This is a genomic window from Streptomyces sp. NBC_00647, from assembly GCF_045207245.1.
GTDB lineage: Bacteria > Actinomycetota > Actinomycetes > Streptomycetales > Streptomycetaceae > Streptomyces.
On the sequence record NZ_CP109040.1, the window covers coordinates 7,086,295 to 7,102,248 of the forward strand.

The 15,954-nt window shown below is 70.3% G+C and carries 12 protein-coding genes; 7 read left to right on the forward strand and 5 right to left on the reverse strand.

Annotation, left to right across the window (positions count from 1 at the left end; all coding sequences use genetic code 11):
* The first annotated feature begins 3 nt into the window (after nucleotides 1-3).
* The 3 genes from OG788_RS31295 to cimA all read left to right on the forward strand — a co-directional run bounded on the left by OG788_RS31295 (nucleotide 4) and on the right by cimA (nucleotide 3,734).
* Nucleotides 4-1,041: an agmatine/peptidylarginine deiminase gene (locus OG788_RS31295; RefSeq protein WP_406374624.1), complete on the forward strand. Its 1,038-nt coding sequence runs from the start codon at nucleotides 4-6 to the stop codon at nucleotides 1,039-1,041.
* A 15-nt stretch (nucleotides 1,042-1,056) separates the two neighbouring features.
* Nucleotides 1,057-1,647, forward strand: a complete 591-nt coding sequence (locus OG788_RS31300) for a TetR/AcrR family transcriptional regulator (RefSeq protein ID WP_351541733.1) — start codon at nucleotides 1,057-1,059, stop codon at nucleotides 1,645-1,647.
* A 482-nt stretch (nucleotides 1,648-2,129) separates the two neighbouring features.
* Nucleotides 2,130-3,734, forward strand: a complete 1,605-nt coding sequence (gene cimA, locus OG788_RS31305) for a citramalate synthase (protein WP_351541732.1) — start codon at nucleotides 2,130-2,132, stop codon at nucleotides 3,732-3,734.
* A 7-nt stretch (nucleotides 3,735-3,741) separates the two neighbouring features.
* On the opposite strand, the gene OG788_RS31310 is transcribed toward cimA, so the two are convergent.
* Together OG788_RS31310 and OG788_RS31315 are read right to left on the reverse strand one after the other, a co-directional pair.
* Nucleotides 3,742-4,230 (reverse strand): hypothetical protein, encoded by a 489-nt coding sequence (locus OG788_RS31310; RefSeq protein ID WP_406374625.1) that lies wholly within the window; start codon nucleotides 4,228-4,230, stop codon nucleotides 3,742-3,744.
* A gap of 37 nt (nucleotides 4,231-4,267) precedes the next feature.
* On the reverse strand, nucleotides 4,268-6,142 hold the full coding sequence (locus OG788_RS31315) for a lectin (RefSeq protein WP_406374626.1): 1,875 nt from the start codon (nucleotides 6,140-6,142) through the stop codon (nucleotides 4,268-4,270).
* A gap of 256 nt (nucleotides 6,143-6,398) precedes the next feature.
* Here OG788_RS31315 and OG788_RS31320 point away from each other — a divergent pair, with 256 nt between their 5' ends.
* Both OG788_RS31320 and OG788_RS31325 read left to right on the forward strand, forming a co-directional pair.
* The gene (locus OG788_RS31320) at nucleotides 6,399-9,440 is read left to right on the forward strand and encodes a glycoside hydrolase family 3 protein (protein WP_406374627.1); all 3,042 of its coding nucleotides are present in this window, start codon (nucleotides 6,399-6,401) and stop codon (nucleotides 9,438-9,440) included.
* A gap of 117 nt (nucleotides 9,441-9,557) precedes the next feature.
* Complete coding sequence (locus tag OG788_RS31325; protein ID WP_406374628.1) at nucleotides 9,558-10,910, forward strand: hypothetical protein; 1,353 nt, start codon at nucleotides 9,558-9,560, stop codon at nucleotides 10,908-10,910.
* Nucleotides 10,911-11,163: 253 nt separating this feature from the next.
* Here the strand turns inward: OG788_RS31325 and OG788_RS31330 are convergent, their stop codons facing one another.
* On the reverse strand, nucleotides 11,164-11,655 hold the full coding sequence (locus OG788_RS31330; protein ID WP_406374629.1) for an N-acetyltransferase: 492 nt from the start codon (nucleotides 11,653-11,655) through the stop codon (nucleotides 11,164-11,166).
* Nucleotides 11,656-11,783: 128 nt separating this feature from the next.
* Entirely contained in the window at nucleotides 11,784-13,391 is a 1,608-nt protein-coding gene (locus OG788_RS31335; RefSeq protein ID WP_406376896.1) for a subtype B tannase, read from the reverse strand.
* A gap of 260 nt (nucleotides 13,392-13,651) precedes the next feature.
* Between OG788_RS31335 and OG788_RS31340 the strand changes: the two genes are divergently transcribed.
* Nucleotides 13,652-14,242 carry a YdeI family protein gene (locus OG788_RS31340; protein WP_406374630.1) on the forward strand — a complete coding sequence of 197 codons (591 nt, stop codon included), beginning with the start codon at nucleotides 13,652-13,654 and terminating at the stop codon, nucleotides 14,240-14,242.
* Nucleotides 14,243-14,412: 170 nt separating this feature from the next.
* Here the strand turns inward: OG788_RS31340 and OG788_RS31345 are convergent, their stop codons facing one another.
* The gene (locus OG788_RS31345) at nucleotides 14,413-15,033 is read right to left on the reverse strand and encodes a YceI family protein (RefSeq protein ID WP_406374631.1); all 621 of its coding nucleotides are present in this window, start codon (nucleotides 15,031-15,033) and stop codon (nucleotides 14,413-14,415) included.
* A 291-nt stretch (nucleotides 15,034-15,324) separates the two neighbouring features.
* Between OG788_RS31345 and OG788_RS31350 the strand changes: the two genes are divergently transcribed.
* Entirely contained in the window at nucleotides 15,325-15,822 is a 498-nt protein-coding gene (locus OG788_RS31350) for a hypothetical protein (protein ID WP_356751615.1), read from the forward strand.
* The last annotated feature ends 132 nt before the right edge of the window (nucleotides 15,823-15,954 follow it).

Below are 15,954 nucleotides of genomic sequence, written 5' to 3' on the forward strand. Positions count from 1 at the left end.
CCGATGTCTGCTGCCGCCGACGGCTTCCGTATGCCCGCCGAATGGACCCCGCACGAACGCACCTGGATGGCGTGGCCGGGCCCCAACCCCACCTTCGACAACCCGGAGGACCTCGCCGAGTCGCGCGCGGCCTGGGCGGCGGTGGCCCGCGTGGTGCGCCGCTTCGAACCGGTCACCGTGGTGTGCGGCCCGGGCCAGTCCGCACCGGCCGCCGAACTCCTCGGCCCCGGCATCGACACCGTCGAGCGGGAACTCGACGACGCCTGGATGCGCGACATCGGCCCCACCTTCCTCACCGACGGACAGGGCGGACTCGCCGCCGTGGACTGGACGTTCAACGGCTGGGGCGCCCAGGCCTGGGCCCGCTGGGAGCACGACGCGAAGATCGGCGCCGAGGTCGCGCACCTGGCGGGGGCGAAGACGTACGCCTCACGGCTGGTGAACGAGGGCGGCGCGATCCATGTCGACGGCGAGGGCACCGTGCTGCTCACCGAGACCGTGCAGCTCGGCCCGGAGCGCAACCCCGGCTGGACCCGCGAGCAGGTCGAGACGGAGATCCACGCCCAGCTCGGCACCAGCAAGGCGATCTGGCTGCCGCGCGGCCTGACCGGCGACTACCCCCCGTACGGATTCGGCACGCTCGGCCATGTCGACATCGTCGCCGCCTTCGCCCGGCCCGGCGTGATCGTCGCGCACTCCCAGCAGGACCCGGCGCACCCCGACCACGAGGTCAGCCAAGAGGTCATCGGGCGGCTCAAGGCGCAGACCGACGCCCGCGGTCGCCGCATCGAGGTCGTCGAGGTCCCGGCCCCGACGGCCCTGGAGGCCGACGGCCACTGGGCCGACTACTCCTACATCAACCACTACCTCTGCAACGGCGGCGTCGTCCTCTGCGGCTTCGACGACCCGCGCGACGAGATCGCGGCGGGCATCTTCCGCCGGCTCTTCCCCGAGCGGACCGTGACGCTGGTGGACGCACGTACGATCTTCGCGGGCGGCGGTGGCATCCACTGCATCACCCAGCAGCAGCCGAAGGTCTGAAAACGGGAGTCACGGATGGCCGGTGCGCGGAAGAACGCGCCACCGCGCGAGGAGGTCCTCGCCGTCGCCATGGAGATGATCGCCGAGCGCGGTCTGGAGAAGCTCACCATGGCGGCACTCGGCCGTGAGGTCGGCATGAGCAGTGGCCATCTCCTCTACTACTTCCACTCCAAGGACGAGCTGCTGCTGCGCACCCTGGAGTGGAGCGAGGGCCGCCTCGGCGCCGAGCGGGGCCGGCTGCTCGCCGCGCGCGGGACCGCCCGCGAGCGCCTCGACGCCTACGTCGACCTGTACGTCCCCGACGGCCACCGCGACCCGCACTGGACGCTCTGGCTGGAGGTCTGGAACCGCTCGCAGAACGCGGACGACGACGCCCGGGAACGGCAGGTCGCCATCGAGGGCGCCTGGCACCGGGATCTCGTCGCCCTGCTCGCCGAGGGCGTCTCGCGCGGCGAGTTCCGCGCCGTCGACCCGGACCGCTTCGGCGCCCGGCTGCGAGCCCTGCTCGACGGCTTCTCCATCCATGTGGCGATCGGCCTCCGCGGCACCGGCCGCGACCAGGTCATCTCCCACGTAAGAGAGTTCCTCGACGCGTCGCTGGGCTGAACGGCGCTCGCGGACAGCCGTCCGGACGCCTGGGCAAGGCCCGGCGGGGGTGAGCGGCTCTCCGGCGCGGCGGCCCGGCACGGCCGTGCCGTCGTCCTCTCCTCCACCGCCGGGCATCCGCTGCCCGGCGGCACCTTCGGGTCGCGGACGTGTTCGCCGTACATCCGCGCTGACCATGTAGCCCAGTGCTCGCATCCTGAGACACCCCGTGAGCAAGGGGCCGGTATGTGCCAGACTGCCCCCGTGCTCTCGTTCGCCACGATTATTGGCAGCAGGCGCGCCGGTCCGCAGTGACCGCCACGTACGACCAGGTACGGGCGGACACCGTCGTTCTCGACCCGCGCGCAGACCTCTCGCACCCGCGAGGGGTTTTTCGCATTTCTGGCCCACCTTCAGCCGGGAGCGCAGCGCGAGGGATCATTGGGGGACGGTGGAGCCGGTCATTCCGGTAGACCGAGATTCAATACAGGAGCCTTGAGACCATGACGGAAACCAGCGAGCTCGACGATGCTTTCCACGTCTTCGACACGACGCTGCGCGACGGCGCGCAGCGCGAGGGCATCAACCTCACCGTGGCGGACAAGCTGGCCATCACGCGGCACCTGGACGACTTCGGGGTGGGCTTCATCGAGGGCGGGTGGCCCGGCGCCAACCCCCGCGACACCGAGTTCTTCGCCCGCGCCCGGCAGGAGATCGACTTCAAGCACGCCCAGCTCGTGGCCTTCGGAGCGACCCGCCGGGCCGGTGGCAAGGCCTCGGAGGACCCGCAGGTCAAGGCACTCCTGGACTCGGGGGCCGCGGTGATCACCCTGGTCGCCAAGTCCCACGACCGGCACGTCGAGCTGGCTCTGCGCACCACGCTCGACGAGAACCTGGAGATGGTCCGCGACACCGTCTCCTACCTGCGCTCCCAGGGCCGCCGCGTCTTCGTCGACTGCGAGCACTTTTTCGACGGCTACCGCGCGAACCCCGGGTACGCCAAGGCGGTCGTCAGCGCCGCCGCGGAGGCCGGCGCCGACGTCGTGGTCCTGTGCGACACCAACGGGGGCATGCTCCCGGCACAGGTCCAGGCCGTCGTCGCCACCGTCCTCGCGGACACCGGCGCCCGGCTCGGCATCCACGCCCAGGACGACACGGGCTGCGCCGTCGCCAACACGCTGGCGGCGGTCGACGCGGGCGCCACCCACGTCCAGTGCACGGCCAACGGCTACGGCGAGCGGGTCGGCAACTCCAACCTGTTCCCCGTCGTCGCCGCCCTGGAGCTGAAGTACGGCAAGAAGGTGCTCCCCGAGGGCGCGCTGCGGGAGATGACCAGGATCTCGCACGCGATCGCGGAGGTCGTCAACCTCACGCCCTCCACCCATCAGCCGTACGTGGGAGTGTCGGCGTTCGCCCACAAGGCGGGCCTGCACGCCTCGGCGATCAAGGTCGACCCGGACCTGTACCAGCACATCGACCCCGAGCAGGTCGGCAACACCATGCGGATGCTGGTCTCCGACATGGCGGGCCGGGCCTCGATCGAGCTCAAGGGCAAGGAACTGGGCGTCGACATCAGCGACGACCGCGAACTGGTCGGCCGCGTCGTCGAGCGGGTCAAGGAACGTGAGCTCAAGGGCTACACGTACGAGGCCGCCGACGCGAGCTTCGAACTCCTGCTGCGCGCCGAGGCCGAGGGCAAGGCCCGTTCGTACTTCGAGGTCGAGTCCTGGCGGGCCATCGTCGAGGACCGCCCCGACGGCAGCCACGCCAACGAGGCCACGGTCAAGCTTTTCGCCAAGGGCGAGCGCATCGTCGCCACCGCCGAGGGCAACGGCCCGGTCAACGCCCTCGACCGCGCTCTGCGGGTGGCCCTGGAGACGCTCTACCCCCAGCTCGCCAAGCTGGAGCTGGTCGACTACAAGGTCCGCATCCTGGAGGGCAAGCACGGCACGTCCTCCACCACCCGCGTCCTCATCTCCACCTCCGACGGCACGGGGGAGTGGTCCACGGTCGGCGTGGCGGAGAACGTCATCGCCGCGTCCTGGCAGGCCCTGGAGGACGCGTACACCTTCGGGCTGCTGCGCGCGGGCGTCGAGCCGGCCGCGTAGGCCCGCCTCAGCAGGAGTCCTCGGCGAGCCTCTCGAACTCGCCGAGGCTCCTCGCCCGGTCGTCGGCCCACACCTGGCCGGGCTTCAGCGTGGCGAGGTCCGCCGCGCGGAAGGTGACGGTGCCGGTGTACTCGTTGTTGAACTCGGCTTTCCCGAAGCCGAGTCGGTACGTGTAGTCCGGCACCAGCCGCTGCTGTCCCGAGGCGCGGGCCCGCCACGCGGACAGCGGTGAGAAGAGCGGGAACTCGGCGCGGGTGCCGTGCCGCTTGCCCGGCACCTTCCAGCCGGAACGGTTCCGGCCGGAGTCCGTGCCGGCCGGCGCCCCGACGAGCGAGAGCCCCCGGATCAGGTCGTCACCGCAGGGCCGCAGGACCGCCCGCGGTGCCCCTTCCGTATCCAGGCGTACGGCGGCCAGCGGCCGTATCTCCGGCCCGCACCCGCCGAGCAGCAGACACCCGGCCACCACACCCACAACCGCCACTACGGCACGTTTCATGTCCCGCCCCCCGGTCGAGGGCGGGACACGACCCGCCCTACTGCAAGTGCCACTTCTGGTTTGCGGCCCCCGTGCACGACCAGATCTGTGCCCGTGCGCCGTTCGCCGACGAGTTGTCCGTGACGTCCAGGCACTTGTTCGCCGCCGTATTCACCACATCACCGGTGGCGGAGTTGTACGACCACCGCTGTGCGGCGGTTCCGTTGCAGTCGTACAACTGCACCTTCGCGCCGTCGGCCGTCGACCCCGACGTGACGTCGAGGCACTTCCCGAGCGAGCGCACCGATCCGTCTGTCTGGACGGTCCAGGACTGCGCGGCGGACCCGTTGCAGTCGTAGAGCTGCACCGCCGCGCCGTTGGCGGTCGAACCGCCCGCCACGTCCAGGCACTTGCCGGCCAGCCCGACGAACGCCCCCGACTGGCTGCCCCCGCCCGACTGCGTCCCGGACCAGGTGAACGTCGCCGAGGTCTTGCCCGGCAGGGAGTAAGTGGCGTGCTGGGAGCCCCAGTTGACGGTGATGGTCTTCGCGGCCGAGCCGTCGTTGTAGGCGATCAGCGCCTTCGACCCGTCCGGGTTGCGCCAGGCGACGTTCGGGACGGCCGACGACGCCGTGGAGGCGATCCGCTGTGCCCCGGGCCGGACGAACTTCGTCAGGTGCCCCATCGTGTAGTACTCGACCGTGTAGTCGACCGTCCCGCTCGCCCCGTCCCCGTTGTGCACGGTGATCAGCCCGGTGCAGGTGCCGCAACCCCCGTTGTGAGGGCCCTTGTTCTGGTCCACGGCGAGCGACCACTTGGTCACCGACTTCGCCCAGTTGCGGGTGTAGTCGACGATGTTGAGCATGTCCTCGCGCTGCTGGTTCGCGATCCAGGTGCCGCCGGAGTGCTCGGTGCCGAAGGCGTCGAGGCCCGGGTACTGGTTGTGCACGCTCGTCTGCTTGGCGATGTCACCGCCGTACCCGTGCCAGGCGATCCCGCCGAAGTTCGGGTGCGAGCGGACCGCCGCGTCGTCGACGGTCCCCGCGGCGTAGGAGTCGTACACGTCCCAGTTCCAGTCGTGGGCGAGCACCTTGGTGGACAGGCCGGCCGCCTGGAGTCTGGGCAGCAGCTCGCTCTTCGTGAAGTAGGCGAGCCCCGAGCCGTTCCAGCTCATCGACGGGTAGCCCGAACAGCAGGTCGGCTCGTTCTGCGCGGTGACGTACGAGACGGGGACGCCCTGATCCCGGTACGCCTGAAGGTACTTCACGAAGTACGCGGCGTACGCGCCGTAGTTCTCCGCCTTCAGCCAGCCGCCGTTGAGCTGCCCGCTGTCCTTCATCCAGGCGGGGGCCGTCCAGGGGGATGCCATCACCGTCAGGGAGGGGTTGAGCTGGAGTGCCTGTCTGGTCAGCGGCACCACGTCGGCCAGGTCGTGCGCGATGGAGAACTGCGTGAGGTTCGGGTCGCTCTGCCCGGCCGGCACGTCGTCGTAGGTGTAGCCGAAGCGCGCGAGGTCCGAGGCGCCCATCGGATTGCGCAGGAAGGACAGTCCGATCCCGTCCGTCGGGGAGAACAGCTTGCGCATCGTCGCGTCGCGGGTGCTCTGCGACAGGGCGCCGCTGCTGTTCATCAGCCACGCCGCGGTGTCCGTGAAGGACGCGCCGCCGCCGGTGAAGGTCTGGTACCGGGTGTTCTCGTCGACGGTGATGTTCTCGCCGCTGCCGCCGCTGCCCGACTGGAAGGCGAACGGAGCCTGGGCCTGGAGGCCGCGGACGACATGGCGTCCGCCGGCGTCGTCCGTCGTCGTCAGATAGGCGGTGACCTGTTCGCCCGCGGCGTGCGCGGGCGCGGCCGCCGTGAATCCCGCGGTGGTGAGCAGCCCGGCGACGATCAGCCGGACCGCCCGAGTGGATCTCCTGGTGGATCTCCTCATGGAGCGCCGCCCTTCTGGAGGTGGGGGTGGGAGGCGTGCGAGGCGTGAGTAAATGACGGCCACGGACCCGCGTCAAGGGGTCGCGCGTTCACAGGCTGAAGGAACAACTGCACTGATCCGGCCGTGACTTGGGTGTGTACCGGTTCTGACGTGAAGTCTTGACGGGTTGCCGGGGCGCCAGTTAACTCACGCCGTGATCTAAGTCGTAAGACGTCAAGAGCCGTCAGAAGTCGCGTGAGAGTCGAGGGGGGACCCCATGACCAGGCTCGATCGGAATTCCGTACGAAGAACCGCTCTGCTGGCCGGTGCCGCGCTGATCGCCGGACTGCTTCCGCTCGCGTCGGCGGGAACGGCGGCGGCCGACGATCCCGCACCCGTCCCGGTCGACCGCTTCGAGGGCGAGGTGCCCTTCGCGAGCCAGCCCGCCGAGGGCATCTTCACCTGGGGCGGCGACAGTGACGACCCGCCCCGACTGGCCCTGACCGAAAGGACCGACGCGCCCGAGGGGGCCAAGGTCCTCACCGGCGACTACGACATCAGCGGCTACGGAGGCTTCACCCACGACTACGCGGCGGACCAGCCGGCCCACGACTGGTCCGCGCACAAGGGCATCCGCTTCTGGTGGGACGGCCGCGACAACGCCAAGAAGATCGCTTTCGAGATCAAGGACGGCGGCGCCAACGGCGAGGCCTCCGAGCTGTGGACGACCTCCTTCACCGACGACTTCACCGGCTGGAAACAGATCGAGATCCCCTTCACCGACTTCGTCTATCGCACGGACTACCAGCCCGTCGGCGGCATCGACCAGGTCCTCGGCCTGAACCAGATGTGGGGATACGCCCTCACCCTCCCGGTCGGCGTCCAGGGGCGGTTCGCCATGGACGACGTCGAGCTGTACGGCAGGGCCGACCAGTCCCTGCGCGCCTCCGTCACCACCGACGCCGCCGTCCACACGGTGAAGGAGGGCTCCGCGGCCGCCGTGAAGGTCTCCGTGGCAACCACCGGCGCCGCCCCGATCGACGAGCCCGTGACCGTCGGATACGAGAGCGCGGGCGGCTCCGCCGAGCCGGGCAAGGACTACACCCCGGTCAAGGGCGAGATCACCTTCCCCGCGGGCACGGCGTCCGGCACGAGCCGCACCATCAAGATCCCGACCCTGCGCGACCGGTCCGCCGAAGCGGCCGAGACGATCCCCCTCAAGCTCACGGTGACCGGCGCCAAGGCTCCCACCGAGACCCCGCAGGTCGTCATCGACGCCCACGGACTCCCGTACCTCGATCCGAAACTGCCCGTGAAGAAGCGGGTCGCCGACCTCGTCTCCCGGATGTCCCTGGAGGAGAAGGCCGGGCAGATGACCCAGGCGGAGCGCGGAGCGATCGGCACGGGCGGTGACATCGCCGCCTACGACCTCGGCTCACTGCTCTCCGGCGGCGGCTCCACGCCGACCCCCAACACCGCCGCCGCCTGGGCGAAGATGATCGACGGCTACCAACTCCGGTCGCAGGCGACGCGGTTCCAGATCCCGCTGATCTACGGCGTGGACGCGGTGCACGGCCACAACAACCTCACCGGTGCCACGGTCATGCCCCACAACATCGGCATCGGCGCCACCCGTGACCCCCGGCTCGCGGAGCGGACCGGCGCGGTGACCGCCGCCGAGGTCCGCGCCACCGGCATCCCCTGGGACTTCGCGCCCTGCCTGTGCGTGACCCGCGACGAGCGCTGGGGCCGTTCCTACGAGTCCTTCGGCGAGGACCCGGCGCTCGTCGAGTCCATGGAGACGGTCGTCCGGGGTCTCCAGGGCGCCGCCGACGGCAAGGACCTGAAGGACGACGACAAGGTCCTCGCCACCGCCAAGCACTTCGTCGGCGACGGCGGCACCGGGTACGGCACGTCCACGACGGGCTCGTACACCATCGACCAGGGCGTCACCAAGGTCACCCGGCAGCAGCTGGAGGCCGTGCACCTGGCCCCGTACCAGTCGGCGGTCGACCGCGGCGTCGGCTCGGTCATGCCGTCCTACTCCTCGCTGGACATCGTCGGCGACGGCCAGGGCCCGGTGAAGATGCATGCCCGCGCCGACATGATCAACGGCGTGCTCAAGGGCCGGATGGGCTTCGACGGCTTCGTGATCAGTGACTGGAACGCCATCGACCAGCTCCCCGGCGACTACGCGTCCCACGTCCGCAGCTCGGTCAACGCGGGTGTGGACATGATGATGGTGCCGTACTCGTACAAGGACTTCCGCACGACGCTCATGGACGAGGCGAAGGCCGGTCGCGTCAGCGAGCGGCGGATCGACGACGCCGTGGCGCGCATCCTCACGCAGAAGTTCAAGCTGGGCCTCTTCGAGAAGCCGTACGCGGACACGAGCGGCGCTTCGGAGATCGGCTCGGCCGCGCACCGGGCCGTGGCGCGGCAGGCGGCGGCCGAGTCCCAGGTCCTGCTGAAGAACGCGGACGGTGTACTGCCGCTGAGGAAGTCGCAGAAGGTGTACGTCGCGGGTTCCAACGCCGACGACATCGGCAACCAGACCGGCGGCTGGACCATCACCTGGCAGGGCTCGTCCGGGAACATCACCCAGGGCACGACGATCCTCCAGGGCATGCGCAAGGCCGGCGGTGACGTCACGTACTCGAAGGACGCCTCCGCCCCGACCGGCGGCTACGACGTCGGTGTGGTCGTCGTCGGCGAGACCCCGTACGCGGAGGGCGTCGGAGATGTCGGCAACGGCAACGACCTGGAGCTGACCGCGGCCGACAGGGCGGCCGTCGACAAGGTGTGCGCGGCCATGAAGTGCGCGGTGCTGATCGTCTCGGGCCGTCCGCAGCTCATCGGCGACCGCCTCGGCGCCGTCGACGCGCTCGTCGCCTCCTGGCTGCCGGGCACGGAGGGCGACGGCGTCGCGGACGTCCTCTACGGGCGGCGCGCCTTCACCGGGCAGCTTCCGGTCACCTGGCCCAAGACGGAGTCGCAGCTGCCGATCAACGTCGGTGACGCGTCCTACGACCCGCAGTTCCCGTACGGGTGGGGTCTGACGACGCTCACGAAGACACCGGGCGGTGGCACCGCCACCCTGCGGACGCTCGCCCTGGTCGCCTCGGCGGCGGAGCGGTCCGGCGCCGACGAGGTCGCCCGCACGGCCGTGACGAAGGCCCGTCTGCTCGTCCAGCAGAAGATCGGCTCGTCGGTCACCGCGGCCTCGGCGAAGCCCTTCGCGGACGCGGACCATCTCCTGCTGACCGGCCACTACGCGCAGGCGGTGGCCAAGCTGACGGAGGCGTACCGAGCCGGGTGAGGCACCCGGGACAGTGAAGCGCCGGCCGGGGCTGAGCATCAGCCCCGGCCGGCGCGCGTGGTAAGCCGCCACCTTCCCGATGCCCAGTTTTGTTCTGTTTCAGGTAGCTTCGAAGGCATGAGGGTCGCACGCACCCGAGGACTTCCGGGCCTGTTGGTCGCACTGGCGCTCGCGGCCCTGGCGGCGCTGTGGTTCCCGGCGCCCCGGGCCCACGCGGCCACCGACGTCTCCACCGTCGCGGCGGCCCTTCGCGAGAGCCCTGTCTACGTGGACCCGGCCGCCTCCGCCCAGCTCTCGGCGCCGGAGGCCGACGCTCTCGCCGCCAAGATCAAGAAGGCGGACAAGCCCGTCTTCGTCGCCGTGCTCCCCGCGGACTTCCCCACCCAGAACCTCTTCCAGAACCTGCGCACCGCCACCGGGATCACCGGCCTCTACGAGGTCAGGCTCGGTGACCGCTTCGACGCCCGCGCCGACTCCGCGGTGATGTCCCGCTCCGCGGTGCAGAACCTCGTCACCAGCGTCCAGGGCGTGAAGGACGCGAACACCCAGCTGAACGACTTCACGGACCGCGCCCTCACCAACATCCGCGGTTCGGCCCCCGCGAGCTGGGGCGGCGGCACGGGCGACGGAGGCGTCTCCACGGGCGCGCTGGTCGCGGTCGGCGTGGTGGCCCTCGTCGGCGGCGCGGGCGCGTACACGGTCGTACGCCGCAACCGGCGCCGCAAGGAGGAGGAGCAGCGGGCCGCGCTCGACAGGCTCCGCGTGGTCGTGGACGAGGACATCACCGCCTTCGGCGAGGAACTGGACCGTCTCGACTTCCACCCCGCGGAGGCGGGCGCCGACGACGCGATGCGCGCCGACTACGAACGCGCCCTGGACGCCTACGAGCAGGCGAAGTCCTTCATGGCCGCGGCCCAGCGCCCCGAGGACGTACGCGGTGTCACGCAGTCCCTGGAGGAGGGCCGCTTCTCCCTCGCCGTGCTGGCCGCGCGCCGCGAGGGCCGCCCGGTCCCCGAGCGCCGCGCGCCCTGCTTCTTCGACCCCCGGCACGGCCCGTCGGTCGCCGACGCGGCGTGGACGCCCGCCGGGGGCGCGTCCCGTGAGGTCCCGGTCTGCAAGGCGGACTGGATCCGTCTCGCCGACGGCGAGGACCCGGCGGTCCGCGAGGTCGAGACGGAGTACGGCCGCCGCCCGTACTGGGACGCGGGCCCGGCGTACGGCCCCTGGGCGGGCGGCTACTTCGGCGGCGGCCTGCTGCCCGGCCTTCTCGTCGGCACCGTGCTCGGCAGCATGATGGCGAGCCCCTCGTACGGGGCCGCCTACGGCACCGGGTACGGCGACTTCGGCGGCGGTTACGACGGCGGCGACGTCTCCGGTGCCGACTTCGACGCGGGCGACTTCGGCGGCGGCTTCGGGGGCGGCGGGGGAGGCGACTTCGGTGGCGGCGGAGACTTCGGCGGGGGCTTCTGAGGGAGCTTGAGCTTCCGAGGAGGCGGGGAGCCCGCCCCGGTCCCCGGGGAGGCGTCCGCTCCGGTCCCCGGGGAGGCGCCAGGCTCAGGACCTCCGGCTCAGGACCTCCGGCTCAGGGCCTCCGGCTCAGGGCCTCCGGCTCAGGGCCTCCGGCTCAGGGCCTCCGGCTCAGGGCCTCCGGCTCAGGGCCTCCGGCTCCGGACCTCCGGCTCCAGGCCTCGGCCCTACGCGTCCATGGCTCAAGACCTCGGCTCTACGCGTCCGGCAGCGCCAGCCAGTCGTGCCAGGACAGATCGCGGCCGATGAACCGAGGCCGCTGGAAGGGCCAGGCCTCGGCGATCCACCGCGGCACGAGCAGATCCAGGTCCCGCTCCAGCGCCGTACCGACCCGCTCGTCCACCACCCACCACGAGATCTCGGCGTCGGCGCCCGCCTTCTCCGGCGGGTCGATGTAGACACAGCCGTACTCGGTGGTGCCGGCGGTGTCGAACAGCACGTAGTTGAAGGACTGGTGGGCGGCGATCTCCGCCTCGTGCCGCTCCAGGTCCTTCAGATTCGCCTCGTACGTCATCGTCGCCGAGGGCCAGCCCCACGCCTCGCCGAAGATCGACCACAGCCGCTCCCGCGACCCCATGACGGTCGGATAGTCGACGGCGGCGTCGGCCCCGGTGATCGGACGCAGATGGCATCCGCCGGGCACCTCGACGCGTGACGGATGGACGAAATCGGTGGGAAGCCAGCTCATACCCGGAGGTTAACGACCGGACCGTCGCCGCGCACCGGGTTAATCGCGGCCCGTGGACCGCCGCGGCGCCGAGTTCCTGTGTGCGGGGAACTCGGCGCCGGGGAAAGGTACTTGGCCGTGCGGTGGCGCTACTTGGCGGTGCCCTGCCGGTGGCCCGTGACCTTGGCGATCCAGGTGAGGAAATCGCCCGGGTCGACGTTCGAGCCGTGGCCCTCGTCCCAGTAGTAGAAGTGGTCCACGTCGTCGCCCAGATTCCGCGCCGCGGCCGCGAGGTTCGCCGAGACCGTCAGCGAGGTGTCGGAGTCCTTGGTACCGAGACGGATCCACCAGTGCCTGGAGCGGCCCGGGTTGTGCCGCTGGAGGTGGTACATCGGGTTCATCAGGTTCAGCTTCTCGGGGATGTCGCTCTCGAGCCGCTTGCCGGTCACGCCGGTGGTGTCGTTCTTCAGGCCGTACGCCGTGAAATGACGGGCCTCCACCTGGTCCTTGCCGAACTCGTTGTTCTCGCCCGCGGAGAGGTCGAAGGCGTCGAAGGCCGGCGTCGTCTTCTTGCGGGCGCCCACGTGGGTCAGGAAGTCCTCCCACGTGAACGTCGCTTTGCCGCCGGACCAGGTGATGAAGGGGTTGGCGGCCAGATAGGTCGCGCGGTCCGCGTCCGAAAGGTCCGTGAGGTACTTGCCGGCCGAGGGCTCCAGATACGTCGTGACCAGGTAGGCGTCGAGGTTGCGGGCGTTCAGCGGGCCGAAGCCGTTCGGACCGCGCAGTTTCAGGCCGGCCTGGTACTCGGCGAACTGCGACCGGAGCGCCTTGGAGACGGTCTGGTCGACGACCTTGCCGGTGCTCGCGGTGACGTTGGTGCCCCAGTTCCACTCGTAGGCGCCGTCGGCGTGCTCCAGGTCGGTGATCGGGCACCAGGCACCGGTCGCGAAGATCGCGTCGCTCGCGTCGGCGGCGCCGAGCTCCTTCAGGTAGGAGTCGTAGATGCGGCTGTCGCCGGACGCGCCCAGCAGCGACGACAGCGCGCCGCCCGCGCTGGTGCCGGTGGACACGATCCGGTCGGTGTCGCCGGGGATGACGCCCTTGTTGGCGCGGACGTAGCGCACCGCGGCCTTGAGGTCGACGATCGCGGCGGGCGCGGTGCCGTAGTAGACATGGTCCGCGTCGGTGAGCGTACGGCCGCGTGCGCCCGGTTCCACGACGACGTAGCCCGCCGCGAGGCCCAGCTTGCCGAGGTTGACCATGCCGCCCTGGGCGTTCACCATCGCGTTGCCGCCGGACTGGACCTCGCCGGTCCCGCCGCTCGCGGACGCCGAGGCGCTCGCGGACGCGGAAGGGCCGCCGGTACCGCCGCCGGGTCCGCCGGTCATGCCCGCGCCGCCCACGCCGGTGGCGTCCGCCACGGACGAGGGCATGTAGCCGCCGACCGAGTTGGCGAAGACGATGGGCGCGTCGGTCGCGTCCACGGCGGTGCCGTCGATCGAGACGGGGACGCTGACGTTCAGGCTCTGGTACTTCGCGTCCACCGGGTTCGCGACATAGGTGAGGGCCTTCCAGAAGTGGTAGACCACCTCGCGGTCCTTGCCGCCGGCATCCGTGATGGTCGTCGTCAGTTCGGTGTAGGCGTCCTTGTCGAAGACCAGGGTGCCCGCCGATTTCGCGGTGGACGTGCCGGTCGCGTTCGCGTTCAGGGCGAAGCCGCCGGCCGCCGCGATTCCAGCGGTCGCTCCGATGCCCAGACCACGGTCCTGCGCTTCACTGCCCTGTGCTTCACTGAGATTTCTCCCCTTCGCGCATCTTCGTCTTCGCGGCACATTCGATCTGCCGGCGCCCTGTTCGCTCTTGTTCCGCGAACGTAATTCGCTGTCCGCAAAAGTGTCAACAATTCTGTTGAGTTCATTGTGAACACTCATGATTCTCAGCGGACTCACAGAGAACGCGGCGGAATTCGGGCTCCTTGAGGACAGGAATCGACCTGAAGAAGTCCTAGCGTTCCTCCATGGCCGACATCGAGGGGACAGAGAGCGCGTCAGGGATCGAGACCTTCGCGGACGCGGACCGGCTGGACGCGTGGCTGACGGTCCACGCGGGACACCGCTCCGCCGTGTGGGTGAAGATCGCGAAGAAGGGGACCGGCCTGGTCTCCGTGAGCGCGGCGGACGTCAACGACGTGGCGCTCTGCCACGGCTGGATCACCGGTCACCGCAAGGGGTTCGACGACGCGTACTTCCTCCAGCGGATCACCCCACGCCGGCCGGGCAGCCTGTGGTCGTCGGTGAACGTGCGGCGGGTCGAGGAGCTCACCGCGGCCGGGCGCATGCGGCCCGGCGGCCTGGCGGAGGTCGAGGCCGCGCGGGCGGACGGCAGAAGGGCGGCCGCGTACGCGTCGCAGAGCGAGGCCACGGTGCCGGACGATCTCGCCGCGGCGCTGCGGGAGAACCCGCGGGCCCGGCGGTTCTTCGACGGCCTCGGCAGGACCGATCGGTACCTGGCCGTGGTGGGCCTGCTGAGGGCACGCACGCCGGAGACCAGAGCCGCGCGCCTGCGGGCGGTGATCGGTGAACTGGAGGCGGGGCGTCGGGTGACGTGACGGCACGTGGACGGCGGAGCGCCGGCCGCGGGGCCGCGGACACCCGCCCTCGCGTGCCGGGACGCCGGAGCGCCCGCCCTCTCCGTAAGGGGAGCAGGAGGGCGGGCGCGCTCGGGGTGTCGCCGGAGCGAACGGTTCGGCCGGCGCGGGCGCCGACGGGAGCCGACGGCTCAGCCGGCGTTCTTGATCGCCGAGATGTCGAAGTTCAGCTTGATCTTGTCGGAGACGAGGACGCCACCGGTCTCCAGGGCCGCGTTCCAGGTGAGGCCCCACTCGGAGCGCAGGATCTCGGCCTTGCCCTCGAAGCCCACGCGCTCGTTGCCGAACGGGTCCTTCGCGGCGCCGTTGAACTCCAGGTCGATGGAGATCTGCTTGGTGGTGCCGAGGATCTCCAGGTCGCCGGTGATCCGGTAGTCGTCGCCGCCCAGGGCCTCCGCCTTGACGGAGCGGAAGGTCATCGCCGGGAACTCGTCGGTCTTGAAGAAGTCGGCGCTCTTCAGGTGACCGTCGCGGTCCGCGGACCCGGTGTCGATGCTGTCCATCTTGACGTCGAGGGTGGCCGTCGACCTGGCCGGGTCGCCGCCGTCCAGGTGCAGCGTGCCCTCGAAGTCGTTGAACTTGCCCTTGACGTTCGTGACCATCGCGTGCCGCGCCACGAAGCCGATCGTCGAGTGCGCCGGGTCGATGGTGTAGTCGCCGGTCAGCGCGGCCAGGTCCGGGTTGACGGCGGTGGCCGTCGCGGTGGCCGAGGACTCGGCGGTGTCGGTGGTCTTGCGGCCGAAGATGCCCATGACGTGCTCCTTGGGGGGACGGGCCGCGGTCCGGTTCCGAGCCACGGCGTCAATCTGTTGAATGTTCAACGAGCTCAACAAGGGCAACCGTAGACCTATTCCGTTCAAGTTTCAACATCATCCGGAGCGTGCTTCCTGCGTCACGGTGGGTCACCTCTGTCCGCCCTCTGGCGGACGCGCGTAGAACTCGGGCACCATCTGCGTGCACCCCCTGCACAGCCGCCCCACAGGAAGCACGGCCGTACGTCCGTACGGCCGCCCGACGGTCCTCCGCAGGAAAGGTCCCCCCATATGAAGTTCAGGTCCGCGCTGACCGCTCTCGCCCTCGTCGTGGCCCCCGGTGTCGCCGTCGTCGGCACCGCCACCGACGCCTTCGCCGTCACCAAGATCAGTCACGCCACCGCGACCTCGATGTTCCGCCAGGTCGGCGTCACCTGGTCCTCCTCCGGTGGCTGCTCCGACCGCAACAACTCCACCTGTACGTCGTTCGAGCAGCTCAACCTCGCCACCGCGCAGGGCGCCCAGACGCTCAAGGGGTCCAGCGGCTGCGCGCTCAACATCACCGGCGGCACCGAGACCGGCCACGCCGGCGGTACGTACTCGCACTGGAACGGCTACAAGCTCGACTACGGCAAGAACACCTGCGTCACCGCCTACATCAAGAACAACTTCACCTACATTGGCCTGCGCGGCGACGGCGCCCCGCAGTACAAGTCCGGCGCCGGCAACATCTACGCCGACGAGGGCAACCACTGGGACGTCCTCTACTACAACTGCGGCGGCTGCTGATCCGTCGCCACGGGGTGCGCGGACCCTCGAACGGAGGTCCGCGTCACCCTGGCGATGGCATGTGCCTCACGTGAATGTGAGGTGGCTCTCGGCCGAGGAGTTTGTGTGATCTCTACAAGCTCAGGCCCCTCT